This is a genomic window from Thermoanaerobacter thermocopriae JCM 7501 (genome assembly GCF_001310975.1).
In the GTDB taxonomy this organism is placed as follows: domain Bacteria; phylum Bacillota; class Thermoanaerobacteria; order Thermoanaerobacterales; family Thermoanaerobacteraceae; genus Thermoanaerobacter; species Thermoanaerobacter thermocopriae.
Window position 1 is genome coordinate 85,648 of the sequence record NZ_BAZY01000004.1, and the last position, 18,485, is coordinate 104,132.

The 18,485-nt window shown below is 32.9% G+C and carries 16 protein-coding genes and 7 pseudogenes; all 23 read left to right on the forward strand.

All coding sequences use genetic code 11. From position 1 onward, the window contains the following. The first annotated feature begins 2 nt into the window (after nucleotides 1-2). The 23 genes and pseudogenes from JCM7501_RS02810 (at nucleotide 3) to JCM7501_RS02920 (ending at nucleotide 18,475) form a co-directional block, all read left to right on the forward strand. On the forward strand, nucleotides 3-1,265 hold the full coding sequence (locus tag JCM7501_RS02810) for a flagellar hook-length control protein FliK (RefSeq protein ID WP_256201047.1): 1,263 nt from the start codon (nucleotides 3-5) through the stop codon (nucleotides 1,263-1,265). A gap of 119 nt (nucleotides 1,266-1,384) precedes the next feature. Then, nucleotides 1,385-1,780: a flagellar hook capping FlgD N-terminal domain-containing protein gene (locus JCM7501_RS02815; RefSeq protein ID WP_012995285.1), complete on the forward strand. Its 396-nt coding sequence runs from the start codon at nucleotides 1,385-1,387 to the stop codon at nucleotides 1,778-1,780. Nucleotides 1,781-1,789: 9 nt separating this feature from the next. After that, nucleotides 1,790-2,158 (forward strand): TIGR02530 family flagellar biosynthesis protein, encoded by a 369-nt coding sequence (locus tag JCM7501_RS02820; RefSeq protein WP_028991700.1) that lies wholly within the window; start codon nucleotides 1,790-1,792, stop codon nucleotides 2,156-2,158. An 80-nt stretch (nucleotides 2,159-2,238) separates the two neighbouring features. Next, nucleotides 2,239-3,480, forward strand: coding sequence for a flagellar basal-body rod protein FlgF (flgF, locus tag JCM7501_RS02825; RefSeq protein WP_012995283.1), 1,242 nt, complete (start codon nucleotides 2,239-2,241; stop codon nucleotides 3,478-3,480). Nucleotides 3,481-3,528: 48 nt separating this feature from the next. Beyond that, complete coding sequence (locus JCM7501_RS02830; RefSeq protein WP_012995282.1) at nucleotides 3,529-3,735, forward strand: flagellar FlbD family protein; 207 nt, start codon at nucleotides 3,529-3,531, stop codon at nucleotides 3,733-3,735. Further along, the gene (locus JCM7501_RS02835) at nucleotides 3,735-4,130 is read left to right on the forward strand and encodes a flagellar basal body-associated FliL family protein (protein ID WP_012995281.1); all 396 of its coding nucleotides are present in this window, start codon (nucleotides 3,735-3,737) and stop codon (nucleotides 4,128-4,130) included. The genes JCM7501_RS02830 and JCM7501_RS02835 overlap by 1 nt, the downstream gene beginning before the upstream one ends. 15 nt (nucleotides 4,131-4,145) lie before the next feature. Beyond that, nucleotides 4,146-5,143 (forward strand): annotated as a pseudogene (gene fliM, locus JCM7501_RS02840) (flagellar motor switch protein FliM). Further along, nucleotides 5,136-6,262: pseudogene (gene fliY, locus JCM7501_RS02845) on the forward strand (flagellar motor switch phosphatase FliY). The pseudogenes fliM and fliY overlap by 8 nt, the downstream one beginning before the upstream one ends. A 19-nt stretch (nucleotides 6,263-6,281) precedes the next feature. Next, nucleotides 6,282-6,641: a response regulator gene (locus JCM7501_RS02850; protein WP_012995278.1), complete on the forward strand. Its 360-nt coding sequence runs from the start codon at nucleotides 6,282-6,284 to the stop codon at nucleotides 6,639-6,641. 10 nt (nucleotides 6,642-6,651) lie between these two features. Next, nucleotides 6,652-7,029 (forward strand): flagellar biosynthetic protein FliO, encoded by a 378-nt coding sequence (gene fliO, locus JCM7501_RS02855; RefSeq protein WP_028991703.1) that lies wholly within the window; start codon nucleotides 6,652-6,654, stop codon nucleotides 7,027-7,029. Continuing rightward, nucleotides 7,026-7,691 (forward strand): flagellar type III secretion system pore protein FliP, encoded by a 666-nt coding sequence (gene fliP, locus JCM7501_RS02860; protein ID WP_012995276.1) that lies wholly within the window; start codon nucleotides 7,026-7,028, stop codon nucleotides 7,689-7,691. Before fliO ends, fliP begins: the two co-directional genes overlap by 4 nt. Nucleotides 7,692-7,703: 12 nt before the next feature. After that, entirely contained in the window at nucleotides 7,704-7,973 is a 270-nt protein-coding gene (fliQ, locus tag JCM7501_RS02865) for a flagellar biosynthesis protein FliQ (RefSeq protein WP_012995275.1), read from the forward strand. Between the two features lie 6 nt (nucleotides 7,974-7,979). After that, nucleotides 7,980-8,761 (forward strand): annotated as a pseudogene (gene fliR / locus JCM7501_RS02870) (flagellar biosynthetic protein FliR). After that, a pseudogene (flhB, locus tag JCM7501_RS02875) lies at nucleotides 8,758-9,848 on the forward strand (flagellar biosynthesis protein FlhB). Before fliR ends, flhB begins: the two co-directional pseudogenes overlap by 4 nt. A gap of 10 nt (nucleotides 9,849-9,858) precedes the next feature. Next, on the forward strand, nucleotides 9,859-11,880 hold the full coding sequence (gene flhA / locus JCM7501_RS02880) for a flagellar biosynthesis protein FlhA (protein ID WP_012995272.1): 2,022 nt from the start codon (nucleotides 9,859-9,861) through the stop codon (nucleotides 11,878-11,880). Further along, a complete protein-coding gene (locus JCM7501_RS02885) occupies nucleotides 11,870-12,895 on the forward strand; it encodes a flagellar biosynthesis protein FlhF (protein ID WP_012995271.1) in 1,026 nt (341 codons plus the stop codon). Before flhA ends, JCM7501_RS02885 begins: the two co-directional genes overlap by 11 nt. 3 nt (nucleotides 12,896-12,898) lie before the next feature. Then, a complete protein-coding gene (locus JCM7501_RS02890; protein ID WP_028991705.1) occupies nucleotides 12,899-13,753 on the forward strand; it encodes a MinD/ParA family ATP-binding protein in 855 nt (284 codons plus the stop codon). Continuing rightward, nucleotides 13,750-14,376 carry a flagellar brake protein gene (locus JCM7501_RS02895; protein WP_028991706.1) on the forward strand — a complete coding sequence of 209 codons (627 nt, stop codon included), beginning with the start codon at nucleotides 13,750-13,752 and terminating at the stop codon, nucleotides 14,374-14,376. The genes JCM7501_RS02890 and JCM7501_RS02895 overlap by 4 nt, the downstream gene beginning before the upstream one ends. 3 nt (nucleotides 14,377-14,379) lie before the next feature. Next, nucleotides 14,380-14,963: pseudogene (locus tag JCM7501_RS02900) on the forward strand (CheB methylesterase domain-containing protein). Next, a pseudogene (locus tag JCM7501_RS02905) lies at nucleotides 14,953-16,936 on the forward strand (chemotaxis protein CheA). The pseudogenes JCM7501_RS02900 and JCM7501_RS02905 overlap by 11 nt, the downstream one beginning before the upstream one ends. A 15-nt stretch (nucleotides 16,937-16,951) precedes the next feature. Then, nucleotides 16,952-17,377 carry a chemotaxis protein CheW gene (locus JCM7501_RS02910; protein WP_012995266.1) on the forward strand — a complete coding sequence of 142 codons (426 nt, stop codon included), beginning with the start codon at nucleotides 16,952-16,954 and terminating at the stop codon, nucleotides 17,375-17,377. Between the two features lie 3 nt (nucleotides 17,378-17,380). Continuing rightward, nucleotides 17,381-17,997: pseudogene (locus tag JCM7501_RS02915) on the forward strand (chemotaxis protein CheC). Continuing rightward, complete coding sequence (locus tag JCM7501_RS02920; RefSeq protein WP_012995264.1) at nucleotides 17,987-18,475, forward strand: chemotaxis protein CheD; 489 nt, start codon at nucleotides 17,987-17,989, stop codon at nucleotides 18,473-18,475. Before JCM7501_RS02915 ends, JCM7501_RS02920 begins: the two are co-directional and overlap by 11 nt. Nucleotides 18,476-18,485: the final 10 nt, after the last annotated feature.

Consider the following 18,485-nt stretch of genomic DNA (forward strand, 5'->3'; position numbering starts at 1 on the left):
GAGTGATAGGAGTAGTACCGGATACTGATTTATTACCATTTAAGATACAGCAGCCAAGGGTTGACAGAAGCAAAACAGTTGTATCTTTTCAAAAAGATAATAAGGTAAATAAATTTTCAAAAATGTTACAGCAAGAGGAGGCAATTAATAGAAATAAAGAATATTCTATGAACAAAGTGGTATCTGATGGCAATGCTGAGTTAAATGGTCTTTTTTCAACAACACGATCACTGAAAGAAGAAAAAAATTTAAAATCCTTTCAAACAGCGGATTTATCATTAGTAGATGTTTTCAATTTGTTGCAGCAATTAATAAATGGGTTAAATGTAGCAATTCAAAAGGATGATGGCAAACAGTTAATTGAAAAACAAGATTTTTATGCGGAATTGCAAAAAGAAGTACAAAAACTGATGCAAGATTTTTTAAATAATGGTGTTTTGGATGTTGATAAACTATCGCAAAAAATAAGCCAGTTGTTAGAAGAAAAACTGGGCATTAAAGTGCAACCAGATAAAATAGCTACAGCAATTAGAAGCAGTAACTTTAAAGAAGTTTTAGACCTATATAAGGATGAAAATGTGGATGTAAAAAATTTAAACACTCAAGAAACAGAGTCATTTGTATTTTCACAACAGATCATTAAAAAAGATACGATGGATAATTTAACTCTAGTAACTTCAAAAAATAGAAATTTACCTTTGAATAATCAGCATATCTCTGAAGAGAACAAAGAAAACATACTAGAAACCAATGATTCACAATCTGGCTTGAATACCAAAATTTTGGTAGTGAAAGAGGAAAAGAATGCTGGAGAAAATAAGCAGTTACAACCAAATGATCTCACCTTTTTAGAAAATAATGGGAAAACCTTCAAAAACCAACTGGTTAACTACCAAAGTTCGAAATTAAATGACGCACCAGAATCACAAATTTTTGACCAAATAGTGAAAAGTATGAATATTTCAAAAAACCACACATTTTCCACTATAAGTATACAATTGAAACCGGAATTTTTAGGAAAACTTCAGATAAATCTCAAGTCGGCAGAAGGAAATATTAGCGCTACTATCATAACTGATAGCGAAAAATTGAAGCATCAAATTGAATCTAATATAGGTATTTTAAACACTCAATTAGATTTAAAGGGAATTAAAATAAATAGTTTTAATGTGACAGTAGATAAAAACCTACAGTTACTTCTCAATACAATGGCCAACAGCAAAGTTACAATGGCAATTCACAACAACAGAATTTCCATAGAGTAGTATATAGTGGGTATTTACACTATGATTTTGCTGAAGCAGAGGAGACAGAACCTTTACAACAAATTTACAATATCTCACATGATCATATTGATGTTCGGGCATAGAAAGGAGGGAATTTTGTGGAGGTAAATACCAATTACAGTTTTTCGAATGTCTACAATAACAGTGAAATTACTTCAAAAAAACAATTAGGAAAAGACGATTTTTTGAAACTTTTAGTTGCCCAGCTAAAAAATCAAAACCCTTTAAACCCAATGGATGACAAAGAATTTATTGCACAGCTGGCTCAATTTTCAACTTTAGAACAAATGCAAAACTTAAACACTAGTTTTAGTGCAGTAAGAGCTATAAATTTGTTAGGTAAAAATATATATGCTACTGTTACCGACAATAATGGAGAATCTAAAGCTGTTGAAGGAAAAGTAGATGCTGTTTATAAGCAAAATGAAGAATACTTTTTAGAAGTAAACGGCATAGATGTACCTTTGGATGCTGTTACAGCTGTTTCAGAATGAGGTGATAAAATGTCTGAAATAGTGAAAATTCCTCAAAACCTGAATGTCAATTACTTAGCCCAGAGAGCAACAAGTAACAATGGGACTTCTACAGCATTCAAAGAAGTTTTAAATGAAAAAATTGATGAATTAAAATTTTCAAAGCATTCACTCATGAGGATGGAAATGAGAAATGTTAAAATTACGCAGGAAGAATATCAAAAGCTGTTGGAGGCAGTAAACAAAGCTGCTCAAAAAGGAGTAAATGATTCTTTAATCATAATGGATAACAAAGCCTTTGTAGTAAATTTAAAGTCTAAAACAGTTATAACAGCTATGGATGGAGAAATGTTAAAAAATAGTGTTTTTACAAATATAGACGGTGCTGTGATAATTTAAGCCGGACCTTAACAGGGGGCTTATCGCTTTTGACTGACTGATAAAGCGAGCAGCACCGAAAATAAAAAGGAGGAGAAAATATGTTAAGGTCAATGTATTCTGCGGTTTCAGGATTGAAAGCTCATCAAGCAAGGATGGATGTAATAGGTAATAACATTGCGAATGTCAACACTGTGGGATATAAGGCCAGCAGAATGACTTTTAAAGAGATATTTAGCCAGACAATCAAAGGTGCTTCTGCACCGCAAGGAAATGGCGGCGGAACAAATCCTCAACAGATTGGCCTCGGAGTAGCCATAGCTTCTATTGACACATTGTTTACAAGAGGTGGCGCCCAAAGGACGGATAATCCTACAGACCTTTCAATTGATGGGAACGGATTTTTCATAGTTTCCAATGGAGGAGCAAATTTGTACACAAGGGCAGGAAACTTCAGTTTTGACTCTCAAGGAGATTTAGTAACGCCTGATGGATATAAAGTTTTAGGTTGGATGTCAACTGACGGTAAAACAGTAAACACTGATACAGGAAATTTAGTGCCAATAAGCATTAAAAACTGGTCAAGTATAGCGCCTGCAGCAACCACACAATTAGAAATAGGAGGAAATCTAAACGCTTCTACAGAAATTAACGGCTCCATAAGTTATAACATATTAGTGTATGATTCACAAGGAGGAAGTCACATAGCTACACTTACTTTTACAAGAACTGATGCTAGTACATGGGATTGGAGTGTGTCTTCTTCTGATCCTGCTATTTCCTCTGTAGATGGTTCAGGTACACTTACTTTTGGTGCTGATGGAAAGATTGCACCTAATACAACTGCGACGGGTACACTTACTTTTAATATGAATACCAATGAAACAAATGCAACTATTGGTCCTGTTCAATTGGATCTTTCACAGCTTACTATGTTTTCTAGCGAGACAGATTTAAGAGAGCTCAGTAAAAATGGAAATGAAGCGGGTTCTTTAGAGAGTATTAATATAGACAAATACGGAGTTGTCTCAGGGATATATTCTAATGGCCGTAAGCAAATAATCGGGCAGATTGCTATTGCTGATTTTCAAAACCCAATGGGCTTAGAAAAAGTAGGCAATACCATGTTTATTAATACAGTAAACTCAGGGGAGCCAATGATAGGAGCAGCTGGTACAGGTACAAGGGGTTCTATAAATCCTGGAACCTTAGAGATGTCTAATGTAGATTTGGCCAATGAATTTGCTGATATGATTGTTACTCAGAGAGGTTTTCAGGCGAATGCTAAAATTATAACTGCCTCTGACGAGATGTTGCAAGACCTTGTTAATATGAAGAGATAAACTTAAGTCTACTGGGCTTTTGCCCAGTAGACTTGATGGAGGGACATTATGATTTATGTTACGCGCCTTAATAATGAAGAATTTGTGGTGAATGCAGATTTAATTGAATTTATTGAAAAAACTCCTGACACTGTTATAAGCCTTACTACAGGCAAAAAAATAGTAGTAAAAGAAACGCCTGAGGAAATTATAAAAAAAGTTATTGACTACAAGAAAAGAATTTTCACAATAGTAAAAGATAAAGAGGTGTTATAATGAATTACAAAACAATTTTAATAGTTATCGTGGCAGTAGTTTTGTCTTTTGGTGTAGCGTTTTGGTATTTTAACGCTAAAGCTCATCAAGAAATCACTTATTATAATTATTCTCCAGGCGGAGAGTTTATAACAAATTTAAAAGGAGAGGAAAAATTTGTTAAAGCAACCGTACAGTTACAAGTTGCGGATAAAAATATTTTGAAGACTTTAGAAGAACGAAATTCCGAAATTAGAGATTTGATAATCCAAATTTTAAGAAGCAAAACGGCCCAAGAGGTAGAAGGACCAGAGGGACAGGAAAAGTTAAAAAATGATATAAAAAATGGAATAAATAAAATAATAGGCGAGGAAAAAATTATAAATGTTTATTTTGATGAATTTATTGTTCAATAGGGAGGAGGGGGGCTGTTGGCTGAAATATTATCGCAAAGCGAAATAGACGAATTATTAAAAGCATTTAGTTCTGGTGAGGCAGATATCCAAAAAATCGAGAAAGAAGAAAAAGCTAAAAGCAAAAAGATAAGAAATTATGATTTTAGAAGGCCTAATAAGTTTTCTAAGGAACAACTTCGAACTCTTCAAATGATTTTTGAGAATTTGACAAGGTCTTTGACATCCTTTTTGTCAGGATATTTGAGAACAGTAGTAAATGTTACAGTGATCTCTGTTGACCAGCTGACTTATTATGAGTTTAGTAATTCATTAAATAATCCAGTTTTTATTGCCATTATTGATGCAGCTCCTTTAGAAGGTCCTTTTCTCTTAGAATTTAATAATAATACTACTTATGCAATACTTGATAGAATTTTAGGAGGAATAGGAAAAGGTGAGCTTGTAGATAGAGATTATACTGAGATTGAGATCAGCCTTTTGACTAAGATTGTAAAGCAAATGCTTCCACTTTTTAAAGAACCGTGGGGCAATATAGTAGATATTAATCCTTCTTTAGTGAGAGTGGAAACTAACTCGCAGTTTGCTCAAATAATATCTCCTAATGAAACAGTAGCTTTGTGCACTTTATCACTAAAGATTAATGAGACAGAAGGAATGATGAATTTTTGCATGCCTCATTTGACTTTAGAACCTATTGTACCCAAGTTAACGACAAAATTTTGGTTTCAAGTCTGAAAAAAGAAGGGAGAGTAAGTCCTGAGCTTATAAAAAGTAAAATAAGCAAAACTTATATACCTCTTACTGCTCAACTTGGTTCTACAACTATTACGGTGAAAGAATTTTTAAATTTTGAAATAGGAGATATAATCCTGTTAGATAAAAACTTTAAAGATCCTGTAGATATAATCATTGATAAAAATGTCAAATTTAGAGGTATACCTGGAATTAGAAGTAACAAATACAGTGTAAAAATAACAGAAGTTATTTACAAAGGAGATGAAGAAAGTGAATGACTTTTTATCGCAGGAAGAAATAAATGCATTATTAAAAGGCTTAACTGAAGAATCTAAAGAAAATCAGTTTCATAGTGGAAGTGAGTTAACAGAAGAGGAAAAAGATATACTAGGAGAAATTGGAAATATAAGTTTTGGAACTTCAGCTACTACTTTATATACGTTATTGAGAAATAAAGTTACTATTACTACTCCAAAAGTTTCGGTTCTATCTTGGGAAGAGTTAAAAAAAGAATTTAATATTCCTTACATTGGGGTTGAAGTAGAGTATACGGAAGGACTAAAAGGTCGTAATCTTCTTATTTTAAAAAAAGAAGATGTACTTAAAATGACAGATTTGATGATGGGGGAGAAGGAGAAGTAGAAGAAGGAGATATTACTGATCTACATCTAAGTGCAATATCAGAAGCCATGAACCAAATGATAGGTTCTGCTGCTACTTCCCTTTCTACCCTTCTCAATATGACTATAAATATTTCACCGCCTAAAGCTTTTATTGTTGATTTTACTGTCTTTTTACCAACAGATATTTCATTTCCGGAAGGCGATGTAGTAAAAGTTGCCTTTAAAATGGAGGTAGGAGAAATAATTGATAGTGAAATTATGCAGCTTTTACCTTTTGGCTTTGCTAAAGAACTAGCGCACAGTGTTTTGTCGAAAAATGAAGAAAAATCACCACAGGCGACTTCCCAAGAAGAGAATGCCAGTGCTATAATAGAAAGTGATGAAAAAAGTGTCGAGACAGATAATAATATCTTAAAAGAGGAGAAAACTACCAAAAAGAAACAAAAAGTTAACGCAAGTCCTGTAGTTTTTCAAAGTTTTGATGAAGAACCTTCAATTGAAGGCAAGGAAGAGAAAGAAAATTTAGAGTTGATCTTAGATGTACCTCTTACGATTACTGTCGAATTAGGCAGGACTAAAAAACTTATAAAAGATATTTTAGAATTAAGTGAAGGTTCTATTATTGAATTAGATAAATTGGCAGGTGAGCCAGTAGATATTTTAGCAAATGGAAAATACATAGCTAAAGGGGAAGTAGTAGTAATTGATGAGAATTTTGGGGTTAGAATTATAGATATTGTACACCAAAGCAAAAGAATTAGCAATATAGAATAAAGATGAGGAGGAATCATTTGTGAGCAAAATAATGATAGTTGATGATGCTGCTTTTATGAGGATGATGATTAAAGATATTATTTCAAAAAACAATTTGGGGAGTGTAGTAGAAGCCGAAAATGGTGCTATAGCAGTAGAAAAATATTTTCAAGAAAATCCAGATTTGGTTATTATGGATATTACTATGCCCGAAATGGATGGAATACAAGCGGTAAAAGCAATCCGTGCAAAGGATCCCAATGCAAAAATAATAATGTGCTCTGCTATGGGACAGCAGGCTATGGTTATCGAGGCAATTCAAGCAGGAGCAAAAGACTTCATCGTAAAGCCTTTCCAACCTGATAGGGTGGTAGAAGCGATTAAAAAATTGTTGAAGTGAGGCGCTTAAAGTGTCTAATGGCACAGAATATGTCTTTCAACTTATATGGTATTTAATTGCCTTTCTTTTAGTAATTGGATTGGCTTACTACATAACTCGATTTATAGGACAAAGTACTTTAAGATATACTCGTTCTACTAATTTACAGGTTATAGATTACGTAATGTTGGGTAGAGATAAAGGCTTATACATACTGAAGGTAGGAAATAAATTTTTCCTTATAGGCGTGAGCAACACCAATATAACTTATCTTACAGAGATAAACAAAGAAGACTTAAAATTTGTAACCAATGATAAAAATTTTGTGACAAATTTGAATACTTCAATAGAAAAATTAAAACAGCTAAAAAACAAATATTTGTCTAAAAAAGATGGTGAGCAAAAGTGAATTTAGGAGATTTAGCTTCATCGGTGACAGCTCCTTCAAATATGGCTACTAGCCTGCAAATAGTTCTGTTATTAACAGTATTGACATTAGCTCCATCTATTTTAATAATGATGACTTCTTTTACTCGGATAGTGATTGTATTATCTTTTTTAAGAAATGCACTAGGCCTTCAGCAAATGCCTCCTAATCAAGTACTAATTGGTTTGGCTTTGTTTCTCACTTTATTCATAATGGCACCAATTGGGCAAGATATCAACAATAATGCCATAAAACCTTATACAGAAGGGAAGATAACTCAAGAAGAAGCATATCAAAATGCTATCAAACCATTGAAAAGTTTCATGTTAAAGCAAACAAGGCAAAATGATTTAAATCTTTTCGTAAGTTTAGCTAAAATTAATGTGAGTAATGTGGAAGATTTACCTATGAGGGTAGTCATTCCTGCTTTTATTATAAGTGAACTAAAGACTGCTTTTGAAATAGGTTTTATAATATACATTCCCTTTTTAATAATTGATATAATAGTTGCCAGTGTTTTAATGTCAATGGGTATGTTTATGTTGCCACCTGTTTTGATATCTCTTCCTTTTAAAGTGTTACTTTTTATTTTGGTGGATGGCTGGAATCTTGTTGTAAAATCTTTGATTTTAGGCTTTAGATAGGAGGCAAAAAAGTTGAATACAGGAGTGGTTATAGATATTGGAAGAGAAGCTTTAACAGTTACCTTGACAGTTGCTACTCCCTTATTAGCTGTAGCATTAGTAGTAGGACTTTTGATTAGTATTTTTCAAGCTACCACACAAATTCAGGAACAAACTTTATCTTTTGTTCCTAAAATTGTAGCTATACTTATAAGTTTAATTCTATTTGGGCCATGGATGCTTACTACTTTAGTCAACTACACCCAAAGATTGTTTTTGAATATCAATAATTTTATAAAGTGATGTAAAATGGATATGATTCAGTATTTACTCCAAAGTGTTCAAGTTTTTATATTACTTTTTGTCAGGATGCTTGGCATTTTTATACTTACACCTTTTTTTGGCACAAAAATGTCCCAACTATTTTTAAAATAGGTTTAGGCTTTTTTGCTGCAGTAATTGTTTTTGATACGATGGGATCTGTTGATTTGCAAACAAATAATGTTTTTGATTACTTCATCGTTGTCATCTCTGAGTTCACCGTAGGACTTGTGATAGGGCTGGCATCTATGATATCCTTCAGCGCCATACATTTGGCAGGACAGCTAATTGATTATCAGTTGGGGTTTGGGATAGTAAACATTTTAGATATTCACAGCGAAGCTCAAGTTCCTTTAATGGGAAATTTCATATATATTTTGACAATCCTTATCTTCATGCTTATGAATGGTCATTATATATTATTTACAATGTTGGCTAAAAGCGTTGATATAATTCCTATTGGAGAAGTGGCGTTTAATTTGTCTGGTATGTCTCAGGTGATGACAAAAATGGTTTCTGACATGTTTATATTAGGTTTTAGAATAAGTGCTCCTATAATTTTAACAACTCTTTTATCAGATTTAGTTTTGGGAATAATTTCCCGCACTATACCTCAGCTTAATGTCTTTATGATAGGAATGCCAGCAAAGATTTTTGTTGGAATCTTTACTTTGCTTATTATGTTGCCAATGTATTTAGCCATTATAGATTTTATGTTTAACGGAATGAATGCTGATATTTTTAGATTGATGAAGTTTATGACAAGGTGATAGTTTTGAGCAAAATAAATTTACAATTGTTTGCGGAAGAAAAAACTGAACCAGCTACCCCTAAAAGGCGACAAGACGCAAGAAAAAAAGGACAAGTCTTCCAAAGCAGAGAAATAACTTCTGCTTTAGTAATTGTAGCAGGTTTTTTGGCACTAAATATACTTGCAATACCTTCTTTAGAAAAAATGATGGCTTTAACAAAATATTTGCTTTATACCTATTCTGGAGCTAATGACGATGTTTTTAATGTAGTAGGTATACGAAATTTGCTTACATACGTCTTGCAACAAGCAATATCAATAATTATACCTATAATTTTATTGATTTTTGTTGTCTCTCTTGTATCAACTTACCTCCAAGTAGGCTTTGTATTTACAACGGAGCCCCTTGCCTTTAAATTGGAAAGATTAAACCCTGTGGAGGGCTTCAAGAGAATTTTTTCAAAAAGAGCATTGGTAGAATTAGCTAAATCTATTGCTAAAGTGGTAGTTCTTTTCTATATAATGTACTCTTTTTTGGCTTCTCAATATAAAGGTATACCAATGCTTCTTGATATGTCAGTTCAAGACATATTAAAATACGCGTTAAATATACTTTTAGGAATTACTATTAGAATAGGAATTGTGCTTATTGTTCTTGGGGCATTGGATTATTTCTTCCAGTGGAGAGAATATGAGGTAAGCTTAAAATGAGTAAAGAGGATATAAAAGAAGAGTTTAAAGAGACAGAAGGAAACCCGCAGATAAAGGCAGAGATAAGAAGAAAACAGCGACAAGTTTCTATGAGGAGAATGATGCAAGACCTAAAAAAGGCGGATGTCGTAATAACAAACCCAACTCATCTTGCTGTTGCTCTTATGTACGACAGCAATGTCAATGATGCACCTGTTGTGATAGCTAAGGGGCAGGACATGATTGCCCTCAGAATAAAAGAAGAAGCTAAAAAATTAAATATCCCTATAGTAGAGAATAAGCCATTAGCTCAGGCACTGTACAGGTCTACCGAAATAGGAGACATGATTCCACCGGAGCTGTATCAAGCTGTAGCTGAGGTTTTGGCTTATGTCTATAGCCTCAAGGAAGAATAGGAGGGATAATTTGAAAGCCTCTGAACTTACTGTAGTTATTTTTGTAATAGGAATTGTTTTACTCATAATAATTCCTGTACCACCCATTCTCATGGATTTCTTACTGATATTTAACATAACTTTGTCTATACTAATACTTTTAACTACTATGTATATAAAAGATGCTTTAGATTTTTCTATATTCCCTTCTATATTGTTAGTAACTACTCTTTTAAGACTGGCTCTTAACATTTCCAGCACAAGACTTATTTTAAGTAATGCCTATGCGGGTGGTGTAATACAGGCTTTTGGAAGTTTTGTAATAGGTGGAAACCCAATTGTCGGATTTATCATTTTTCTGATAATTGCAATTGTGCAATTTATTGTCATAACGAGGGGCGCAGAAAGAATATCTGAAGTATCAGCAAGGTTTACTTTGGATGCAATGCCAGGAAAGCAGATGGCAATAGATGCAGATTTGAATGCTGGTCTCATAACAGAAAAGGAGGCTCGCGAAAGGAGAGAGGAGATACAACAAGAAGCAAAGTTTTATGGAGCAATGGATGGCGCTAGTAAATTTGTCAAAGGAGATGCTATTGCTTCTATAATTATTATCATTATAAACATTGTGGCAGGTCTCATTATTGGAATGGCAGTGAAGGGAATGGATATAAATAGAGCTTTGAATACTTATATTCTCTTAACAGTGGGCGATGGTTTGGTAAGCCAAATACCAGCGCTTTTAATATCAACTGCTACTGGAATAATTGTCAGCCGCTCTGCTTCTGAGTCGAATTTAGGAGGAGATCTGATAAAACAACTTTTCAATCAGCCTCAGATTTTAAAAATGGCTGCTGGGCTACTCTTTGCACTGATATTGGTGCCTACTTTACCTAAATTCCCTCTTATCTTAATGGGTTCGTTATTTGCATATCTTGGATTTGCGGGAACTCAAAAAGTGGCAATAAAAGAAGAAGAACAACAAGAGAACATAAAAGAGCTAGAAAATATTAGAGATCCTAAAAAAGTGTATGAATTATTGCAAATTGATCCTATTGAACTAGAATTTGGTTATGAATTGATTCCTCTTGCAAGTGGAGAATTGCTAGATAGAATTGTTATGATAAGAAGACAAATTGCTCTGGATTTGGGTATTGTGGTCCCAATGATTCGTTTAAGAGATAATATTCAATTAAAGCCTAACGAATATGTTATAAAAATTAGAGGAAATGAAATTGCCAGAGGCAAGGTATATGTTGATAGGTATATGGCTATGACGGCAGGAGAAATAGATGAAGATATTTCTGGGATTCGAGAAAGAGAACCAGCTTTTGGATTACCTGCAATTTGGGTAGATGAAAACGAAAGGTCAAAAGCAGAAGTAAGGGGATATACAGTAGTAGATGTTCCTTCTGTTATTGCTACGCACCTTACTCATATTATAAAACAGCATGCTCATGAACTTTTAGGAAGGCAAGAAGTACAGAGTTTAATTGATAACATAAAAACCACAAATCCTGCTTTAATAGAAGAATTGGTTCCTAAGCTTTTAACAATAGGTGAAATAGAGAAAGTACTTTCTAACCTTTTAAGAGAGGGGTTATCTATCAGAGATTTAGTTACAATATTGGAAACTTTAGCTGATTATGCTCCTACGGTAAGAGATACGGATGTTTTAACAGAATATGTAAGACAGGCTTTGGCTCGTACTATTTCTAATAAATACGCTGCAGGTGGTAAAATTGAAGTTATAACGTTGGATCCAAGTGTTGAACAGTTGATATCCTCCAGTATAACTCAGACAGAGCATGGTTCATATTTAGCGTTAGAGCCTTCCTTGGCGCAGAAGATTTTAAAAAGCATCCATGAATTGGTAAAAAGAATAACTTTGAAGGGCGGACAACCTGTGATTCTGACAGCGCCTGTTACTCGATTTTATCTTCGAAAGTTAGTAGAACAAATTTCGCCAGATATTGCTGTTTTGTCATATAACGAACTTTTGCCAAATATTGAAGTTACATCGGTGGGGACGGTGAGATTAGATGAAAGTTAAAAAATATATAGCTAATGACTACCAAGAAGCTTTACGAATGATAAAAGCTGAAATGGGAAGTAATGCTGTAATACTTCATCAAAACAGAATTAAACAAAAGGGTATTATAGGACTTTTTAAAAAAAGCAAAGTGGAAGTAGTAGCAGCGGTAGAAGATTACCCACCGGTAATCCCTAAAGAAAGTATTACAAAAAATGATATAAATGAACTTAAAAATTTGATTAAGACTATAGCTACTAACAAAAATGAAGCGGTTACCCAAACGAAAGAAAAAACTTTAGTTTCCAAACTAATAGATTATGGAATAGAAAGGGAAGTCTCTGAGTTATTAGGTGAAGGAATTGACGAACTTGATGAAAGGGGAATAAAAATTTTAAAAGAAAGATTAGAAGCTTTTATGGGGCCGCCTCAGAAATTGGATACTGAAAAAAGCAAAAAAATTTTGTTTATTGGACCTACCGGAGTGGGAAAAACTACCACCATTGCGAAAATTGCGTCTAATTTGATATTGAATGAAGGCAAAAATATAATGCTCGTTACAGCAGACATTTTTAGAATAGCAGCGGTAGATCAACTGAAAACCTATGGAGAAATTTTAGGGGTGCCAGTAAAAGTAGTAAATAATATTTTTGAACTTCATAAGCTTCAGTTAGAATTTGAAAAATACGATGTAGTTTTAATAGACACGGCTGGAAGAAGCCATAAAGATGAAAAGCGGATAAATGAATTAAAAACTTTCATTAAATATGCCAATTGTGATGAAACTTATTTGTGCTTGAGTGCTACCACTAAATCGGAGGATTTAAAAGAAGTGATAAAGAGATATGAATTTGCAGAAAATTACAGATTGATTTTTACAAAATTAGACGAAACTGATAATTACAGTTCTATTTTAAATGCTGTTTACTATTCAGGGCGACCAATTTCTTATTTTACTAATGGACAAATAGTTCCTGATGATATAACTTTAGCGAGAAGTGAAATTATTCTTTCTAGCATAATAAAGGGGAATTAACGTATGATGGACCAGGCTGAAAGTTTAAGAAAATTGGTTTCCCAAAAGAAGAAGATAAAAAGAAGCAGGGTTATTACAATTACAGGTGGCAAGGGAGGAATTGGTAAAACATGTATCTCAGTAAATCTTTCTTTAGCCCTTAAGAAATTGGGCTATAATGTTACGATTATTGATGCAGATTTGGGATTTTCAAATGTCGAGATTGAATTAGGGGTTACTTCTAAGTATACTTTATTAGATGTTCTGTATAATAACAAAATAATAACGGAGGTTATAAATGAAGGACCTTTGGGTATAAAATACATATCTTCAGGTGGAGACTTCAATCTTATTAAGGAAGGAGTAGATTTGACTCTTTTTCTAAACAACATTAAAATTTTAGACTATTATTCCGATTTTATTATAATAGATACGGGTGCAGGGCTTAATAACGTAGTTAGTGATTTTTTAAAAGCGGCCGATGAAGTTTTACTAATAGTAACTCCCGAACCAACGTCTATAATGGATGCTTATACTCTTATTAAGTATTCACTGGTAGGTGAAGATAAAAAAATTAATGTAGTGATAAATAAAGTGAAGAATTTTGATGAATACAGAAAAATTTACGACAGGTTTGAAACAGTAGTTAAAAACTATTTAGGTATATCTTTGATTGATTTAGGTTATTTAGAAAATGACGAAAGGATGATGGAATGTATAATTGAGCAAAATCCCATTGTCCTTAAATACGAAAATAGTAAAACTTCAAAAAAGATATTGCAAATTGCAGCCCAAATTGCTAATCAACCTCCTCCTATAGAAAATAAGGGGTTGTGGGGTATTTTTTCTAGACTTATCAATAGGGGAGGATTTAGATGAATGAGATAAATTTACAGCCAGGGCAAAAATTGAAAATAGGTTTAGATAAAGAAACGATTATATACTCATCTCAAGTACAGGATATTTCTGAAAATGGAACTATATTAATTGATGCGCCAGGATACAGTGGAGATTTAGTTCCTATGAGAATAGGTTCAATAATTCAAGTAATTTATTTTACAAAACAAGGTTTGTTTACTTTTTACGCGAAGGTTTTAAATAGTTTTTATGGAAAACTTGCTCTTTTAGAAATAATGCCTATAAGCGGTGTAGAAAGACTGCAAAGAAGGCAATATTTTAGATTAGAGAAGGTGATTCCATTTACTTACACCATTAATGGAGAAGAAGATAAGGTTTATAAAGGCTTTATTCAAGATATAAGTGGTGGAGGATTGAAATGTAAGGTAGATAAAAAATTGGAAATAGGGACTATCATAAATTGTGTTTTTACATTAGATCAAGAGATAACGATAACCGGAAAAGTAGTCAGGTATGATGAATTACCAGAAAAAGGATATGAAGTTGGTATTTGTTATGTGAACATTTCTGAAAAAGTGAGAGAAAAGATTATAAGCTATATCTTTGAAGAGCAGAGAAAAAGTAGACAAAAAGGGATTGAATGATTTATGAAAAATGATTGCCTTGTTATAATTGGGGCTTCTACTGGGGGGCCTAAAGCATTACAATATATACTCACAAATTTACCCAATGAATTTTTTGCTTCAATAATTGTAATACAACATATGCCACAAAAGTTTACTAAATTGATGGCAGAAAGATTAAACCAAAGTTGTAAACTCAAGGTAAAAGAAGCAGTAGATGGAGAGGTAATTTTGAAAAATGTAGCTTATATTGCTCCTGGTGATAAAAATTTATTATTAATTGAAGAAAATGATAAAATAAAAATTAAACTTTCTACTGATTTTGAATCTGTTTATAAACCTTCCATTGATGCTACTTTCATAAGTGCTTCCCAAATAAATGCCTGCATAATAGCTGTTATTTTGACAGGTATGGGAAGTGATGGTTCAAAAGGACTTAAATATTTAAAAGAGAAGGGAAGTTTTATTATATGTCAAGATATCGATTCTTCGTTGGCAAAAGGAATGCCTTATAATGCTATAAAACAGGATATGTTGATAAAGTCCTTTCTTTGGATAAAATTCCAGCAGAAATAATCGAGAAGGTGAGGGAATTTTATGGAAAATAATCAATACATCGATATATTTATTGAAGAATCACAGGAACATATAGAAAATTTAAATAGCAATTTACTGCTTTTAGAAAATGATCCTAAAAATAGGCAAATAATCGATGAGATTTTTAGGTCTGCCCATACTTTAAAAGGTATGGCTGCTACTATGGGCTTTGAAAACATGAATAAATTAACGCATAAAATGGAGGATATATTGCAAGAGGTAAAAAATGGTGAAACAAATATCTCTCATTCCATCATGGACATCCTTTTTAAGTGTGTAGATACTTTAAGCGAAATGCTGGATTTAATATCCCAAACAGGAGAAGATAATGTAGCTATTGATGAACTTATATTTTTACTTTCAGGTGTGAGTTCTAAATCTGAAAATAAAAAGGAAGTTTTAGAAAAAGAAAATAATGCTTTAAACAGCGACACAATATTGAACGTATACGAACAAGATATAATAAAAGAAGCAGTAAAAGACAATTACAAAGCTTATAAGATAACAGTATACATTGACAAAGGATGTGTTATGAAATCGGCCCGTGCTTTTGTAATTTTTAATAGTCTAGAGGAAATAGCAGATATAATAAATTCCTTCCCCTCTGTAGAAGACATTGAAGATGAAAAATTTGATGATAGTTTCACTCTTCACATTCTTACAAAAGAAGAAAAAGAAAATATAGAAAAAAGATTGCTTTCTATTGCTGAAGTCAGCAAAATAGAAGTAGAAGTTATAAATGTCGATTTAAGTAAGGAAGAGGAGGAATCTTCTAAAGAAGTGTCCTCTTTACAATCTCATAGTTTTGAGAATATCAAAAAAACTCACAGCTTTAATAAAACCTCAAAAAGTGTAAGGGTAGACATTGATAGATTGGATACTTTAATGAATTTAGTAAGTGAACTTATAATCATAAAAACCCGCCTTGAAGGATTGGAGGCAGATAATAAAAAACTCTGAAACTGCAAGTACTATTGAATATTTAGAGAGAATAACTACTAATTTACATGATGCTGTCATGAAGGTGAGAATGGTACCGGTGGAAAGGGTATTCAATAGATTTCCAAGAATGGTAAGAGATTTATCTTACGAGTTAGGCAAAAAAATTATTCTCAATATGTATGGCCAAGATACCGAAGTGGATAGAACTGTTATAGATGAAATCGGTGACCCTCTAGTTCACCTTCTAAGAAATTCCATTGATCATGGTATTGAAATGCCACAAGAAAGATTGCAAAAGGGAAAATCGGAACAAGGCACCATTAATTTGAGAGCTTATCATGAAGGGAATAAGGTCGTAATAGAAGTTAGTGATGATGGAAGAGGAATTGACATAGAAAAAGTCAAAGCAAAAGCAGTAGAGAAAGGTATTTATACGGCTGAACAGGTAAACGACCTTTCTAAAGATAAAATTTTAGACCTTTTATTCAAGCCAGGTTTTAGTACTGCTGATAAGGTTACAGATATTTCAGGTAGAGGGGTAGGATTAGATGTAGTAAAAAATAAAATTGAATCCTTAAACGGTTCAATAGAAGTATTATCAGAAATAGATAAGGGAACAAAATTTATAATTAAACTTCCTCTTACTCTAGCAATTATCCAAGCTTTATTAGTAAAAGTAGGGGACGAAAAGTTTGCAATTCCTCTTAATTCAATTTCAGAAATAGTGCATAAAAAAGAGGAAGAAATACACAATGTTCAAGGGAAGGAAGTAGTTCTTTTCAGAGGGAAGATAATTCCAATAATAAGATTAAATGAAATATTAGAGACCAAAAAGATTTCTAATGATGGAAATCTTGTGTGTGTAATTATCAAAAAAGGCGAAAACTTAGCCTGCTGTACTGTAGACGAATTAATTGGCCAGCAAGAGATAGTTATAAAACCATTAGGGAAATATCTTTCTAATGTCAAAGTTATTGCAGGAGCTACAATATTGGGAGATGGCCAAGTAGCCTTGATTGTCGATGCCAACAATTTGTTTTAACAAGGAGGGAGAATTTTGAGCCTATATGTTATCGCTAAAATCGAGGAGGAAGAATATGCAATAAATATTGAAAATGTGCAGACTATAGAAAAAGTAATGCCTATAACTAGAGTTCCTCAGACTGAAAGTTATGTAAAAGGGGTTATAAATTTAAGAGGAGAAATAATTCCTGTAATTTCTTTAAGAGCAAAATTGGGCTTCCCAGAAAAAGAGCATGATGAAGATACAAGAATTGTAGTTTTGAAAGCTTACGATATGTCAGTAGGCATGATGGTAGATAATGCTAATGAAGTGGTGGATATTTCAGAAGAAAATATTGACAATTTGGTTTTTAATGAAACTTCTGAGGAATTTTCTAAATATGTCAGCAAAGTAGGGAAAATAAAAGATAAGGTATTTCTCATTTTGGATTTAAAAAAATTATTAGATGTCAGGGTGTGAAAAATGGATATTAACCGTTTAAATGAAATGTACTTAGACATTTTGAAAGAATTAGGAAATATAGGGCGGGAAATGCCATAACTGCTCTTTCAACAATAATTGGCAAAAAAGTGGACATGCAAGTGCCAAAGGTGAAAATTCTAGATTTTAAAGATGTATCGGATATATTTGGTTCTGCTGATACCATAATTGTGGGTATCTATTTCGACCTAGAGGGTGATGTAAAAGGTAATATTCTTTTTGCTCTTGATATAAAAAGTGCCTCTTCTCTTATTTGGAAACTTATGGGATTAGAAGTAAAGGAAGATTTTGGTGAGTTAGAAAAATCCGCATTAGAAGAGATAGGAAATATTATGGCAGGTAGTTATGTAAGCTCATTATCTACTCTTACTTCTTTAAATATGAAAATTTCACCTCCTGCAATAAGTATAGATATGGCAGGAGCAATTTTGAGTGTTCCGGCTATTAAATATGGAGAAATTTCTGATAAGATTTTGTTTATTGAAACTCAATTTATAGAGGGAGAAAAACTGATAAAAGGAGATTTTTTCTTAATACCAGATATTAATTCTTTCGATTTAATACTAAAAGCACTTGGAGTTGAAGTGAATGGAAAATAAAATTTACAGGGTTGGAATGGCAGATGCAAAGGTCACACAAAGCCCAGGAATTCTTACAACTGTTGGGCTAGGGTCTTGCGTTGGAATTGTTCTTTATGACCCTTTAACTAAAATAGCAGGATTGGTACATATAATGTTACCTTACAGTAACAAAATTTCTGATAATTCTAATAAACTTAAGTTTGCCGACACCGGTATCCGAATTTTGATTGAAGAAATGGTAAAAATAGGTGCTAATCCTAAAAGGTTGATTAGTAAAATTGCTGGAGGAGCACAAATGTTTTCTTCTAAGATAAATTCTGACATTATGAACATAGGAGAAAGAAACGCCACTGCTACTAGAGAAGTATTAGGAGAACTTGGTATACCAATTGTTGCGGAAGATATAGGTGGGAATTACGGAAGGACTATTGAGTTTTATTCTGAGGATGGAAGGTTATTAGTAAAAACCATTGGTTATGGGATAAAATATATTTAATTGGGGGAAT

What these genes read in the sequence shown, in the direction of transcription:
- JCM7501_RS02820 (WP_028991700.1), top strand. Translation starts at nt 1,790, where the DNA reads ATGTCTGAAATAGTGAAAATTCCTCAAAACCTGAATGTCAATTACTTA.
- flgF (WP_012995283.1), top strand. Translation starts at nt 2,239, where the DNA reads ATGTTAAGGTCAATGTATTCTGCGGTTTCAGGATTGAAAGCTCATCAA.
- JCM7501_RS02830 (WP_012995282.1), top strand. Translation starts at nt 3,529, where the DNA reads ATGATTTATGTTACGCGCCTTAATAATGAAGAATTTGTGGTGAATGCA.
- JCM7501_RS02835 (WP_012995281.1), top strand. Translation starts at nt 3,735, where the DNA reads ATGAATTACAAAACAATTTTAATAGTTATCGTGGCAGTAGTTTTGTCT.
- JCM7501_RS02885 (WP_012995271.1), top strand. Translation starts at nt 11,870, where the DNA reads ATGAAAGTTAAAAAATATATAGCTAATGACTACCAAGAAGCTTTACGA.
- JCM7501_RS02890 (WP_028991705.1), top strand. Translation starts at nt 12,899, where the DNA reads ATGATGGACCAGGCTGAAAGTTTAAGAAAATTGGTTTCCCAAAAGAAG.
- JCM7501_RS02895 (WP_028991706.1), top strand. Translation starts at nt 13,750, where the DNA reads ATGAATGAGATAAATTTACAGCCAGGGCAAAAATTGAAAATAGGTTTA.
- JCM7501_RS02920 (WP_012995264.1), top strand. Translation starts at nt 17,987, where the DNA reads ATGGAAAATAAAATTTACAGGGTTGGAATGGCAGATGCAAAGGTCACA.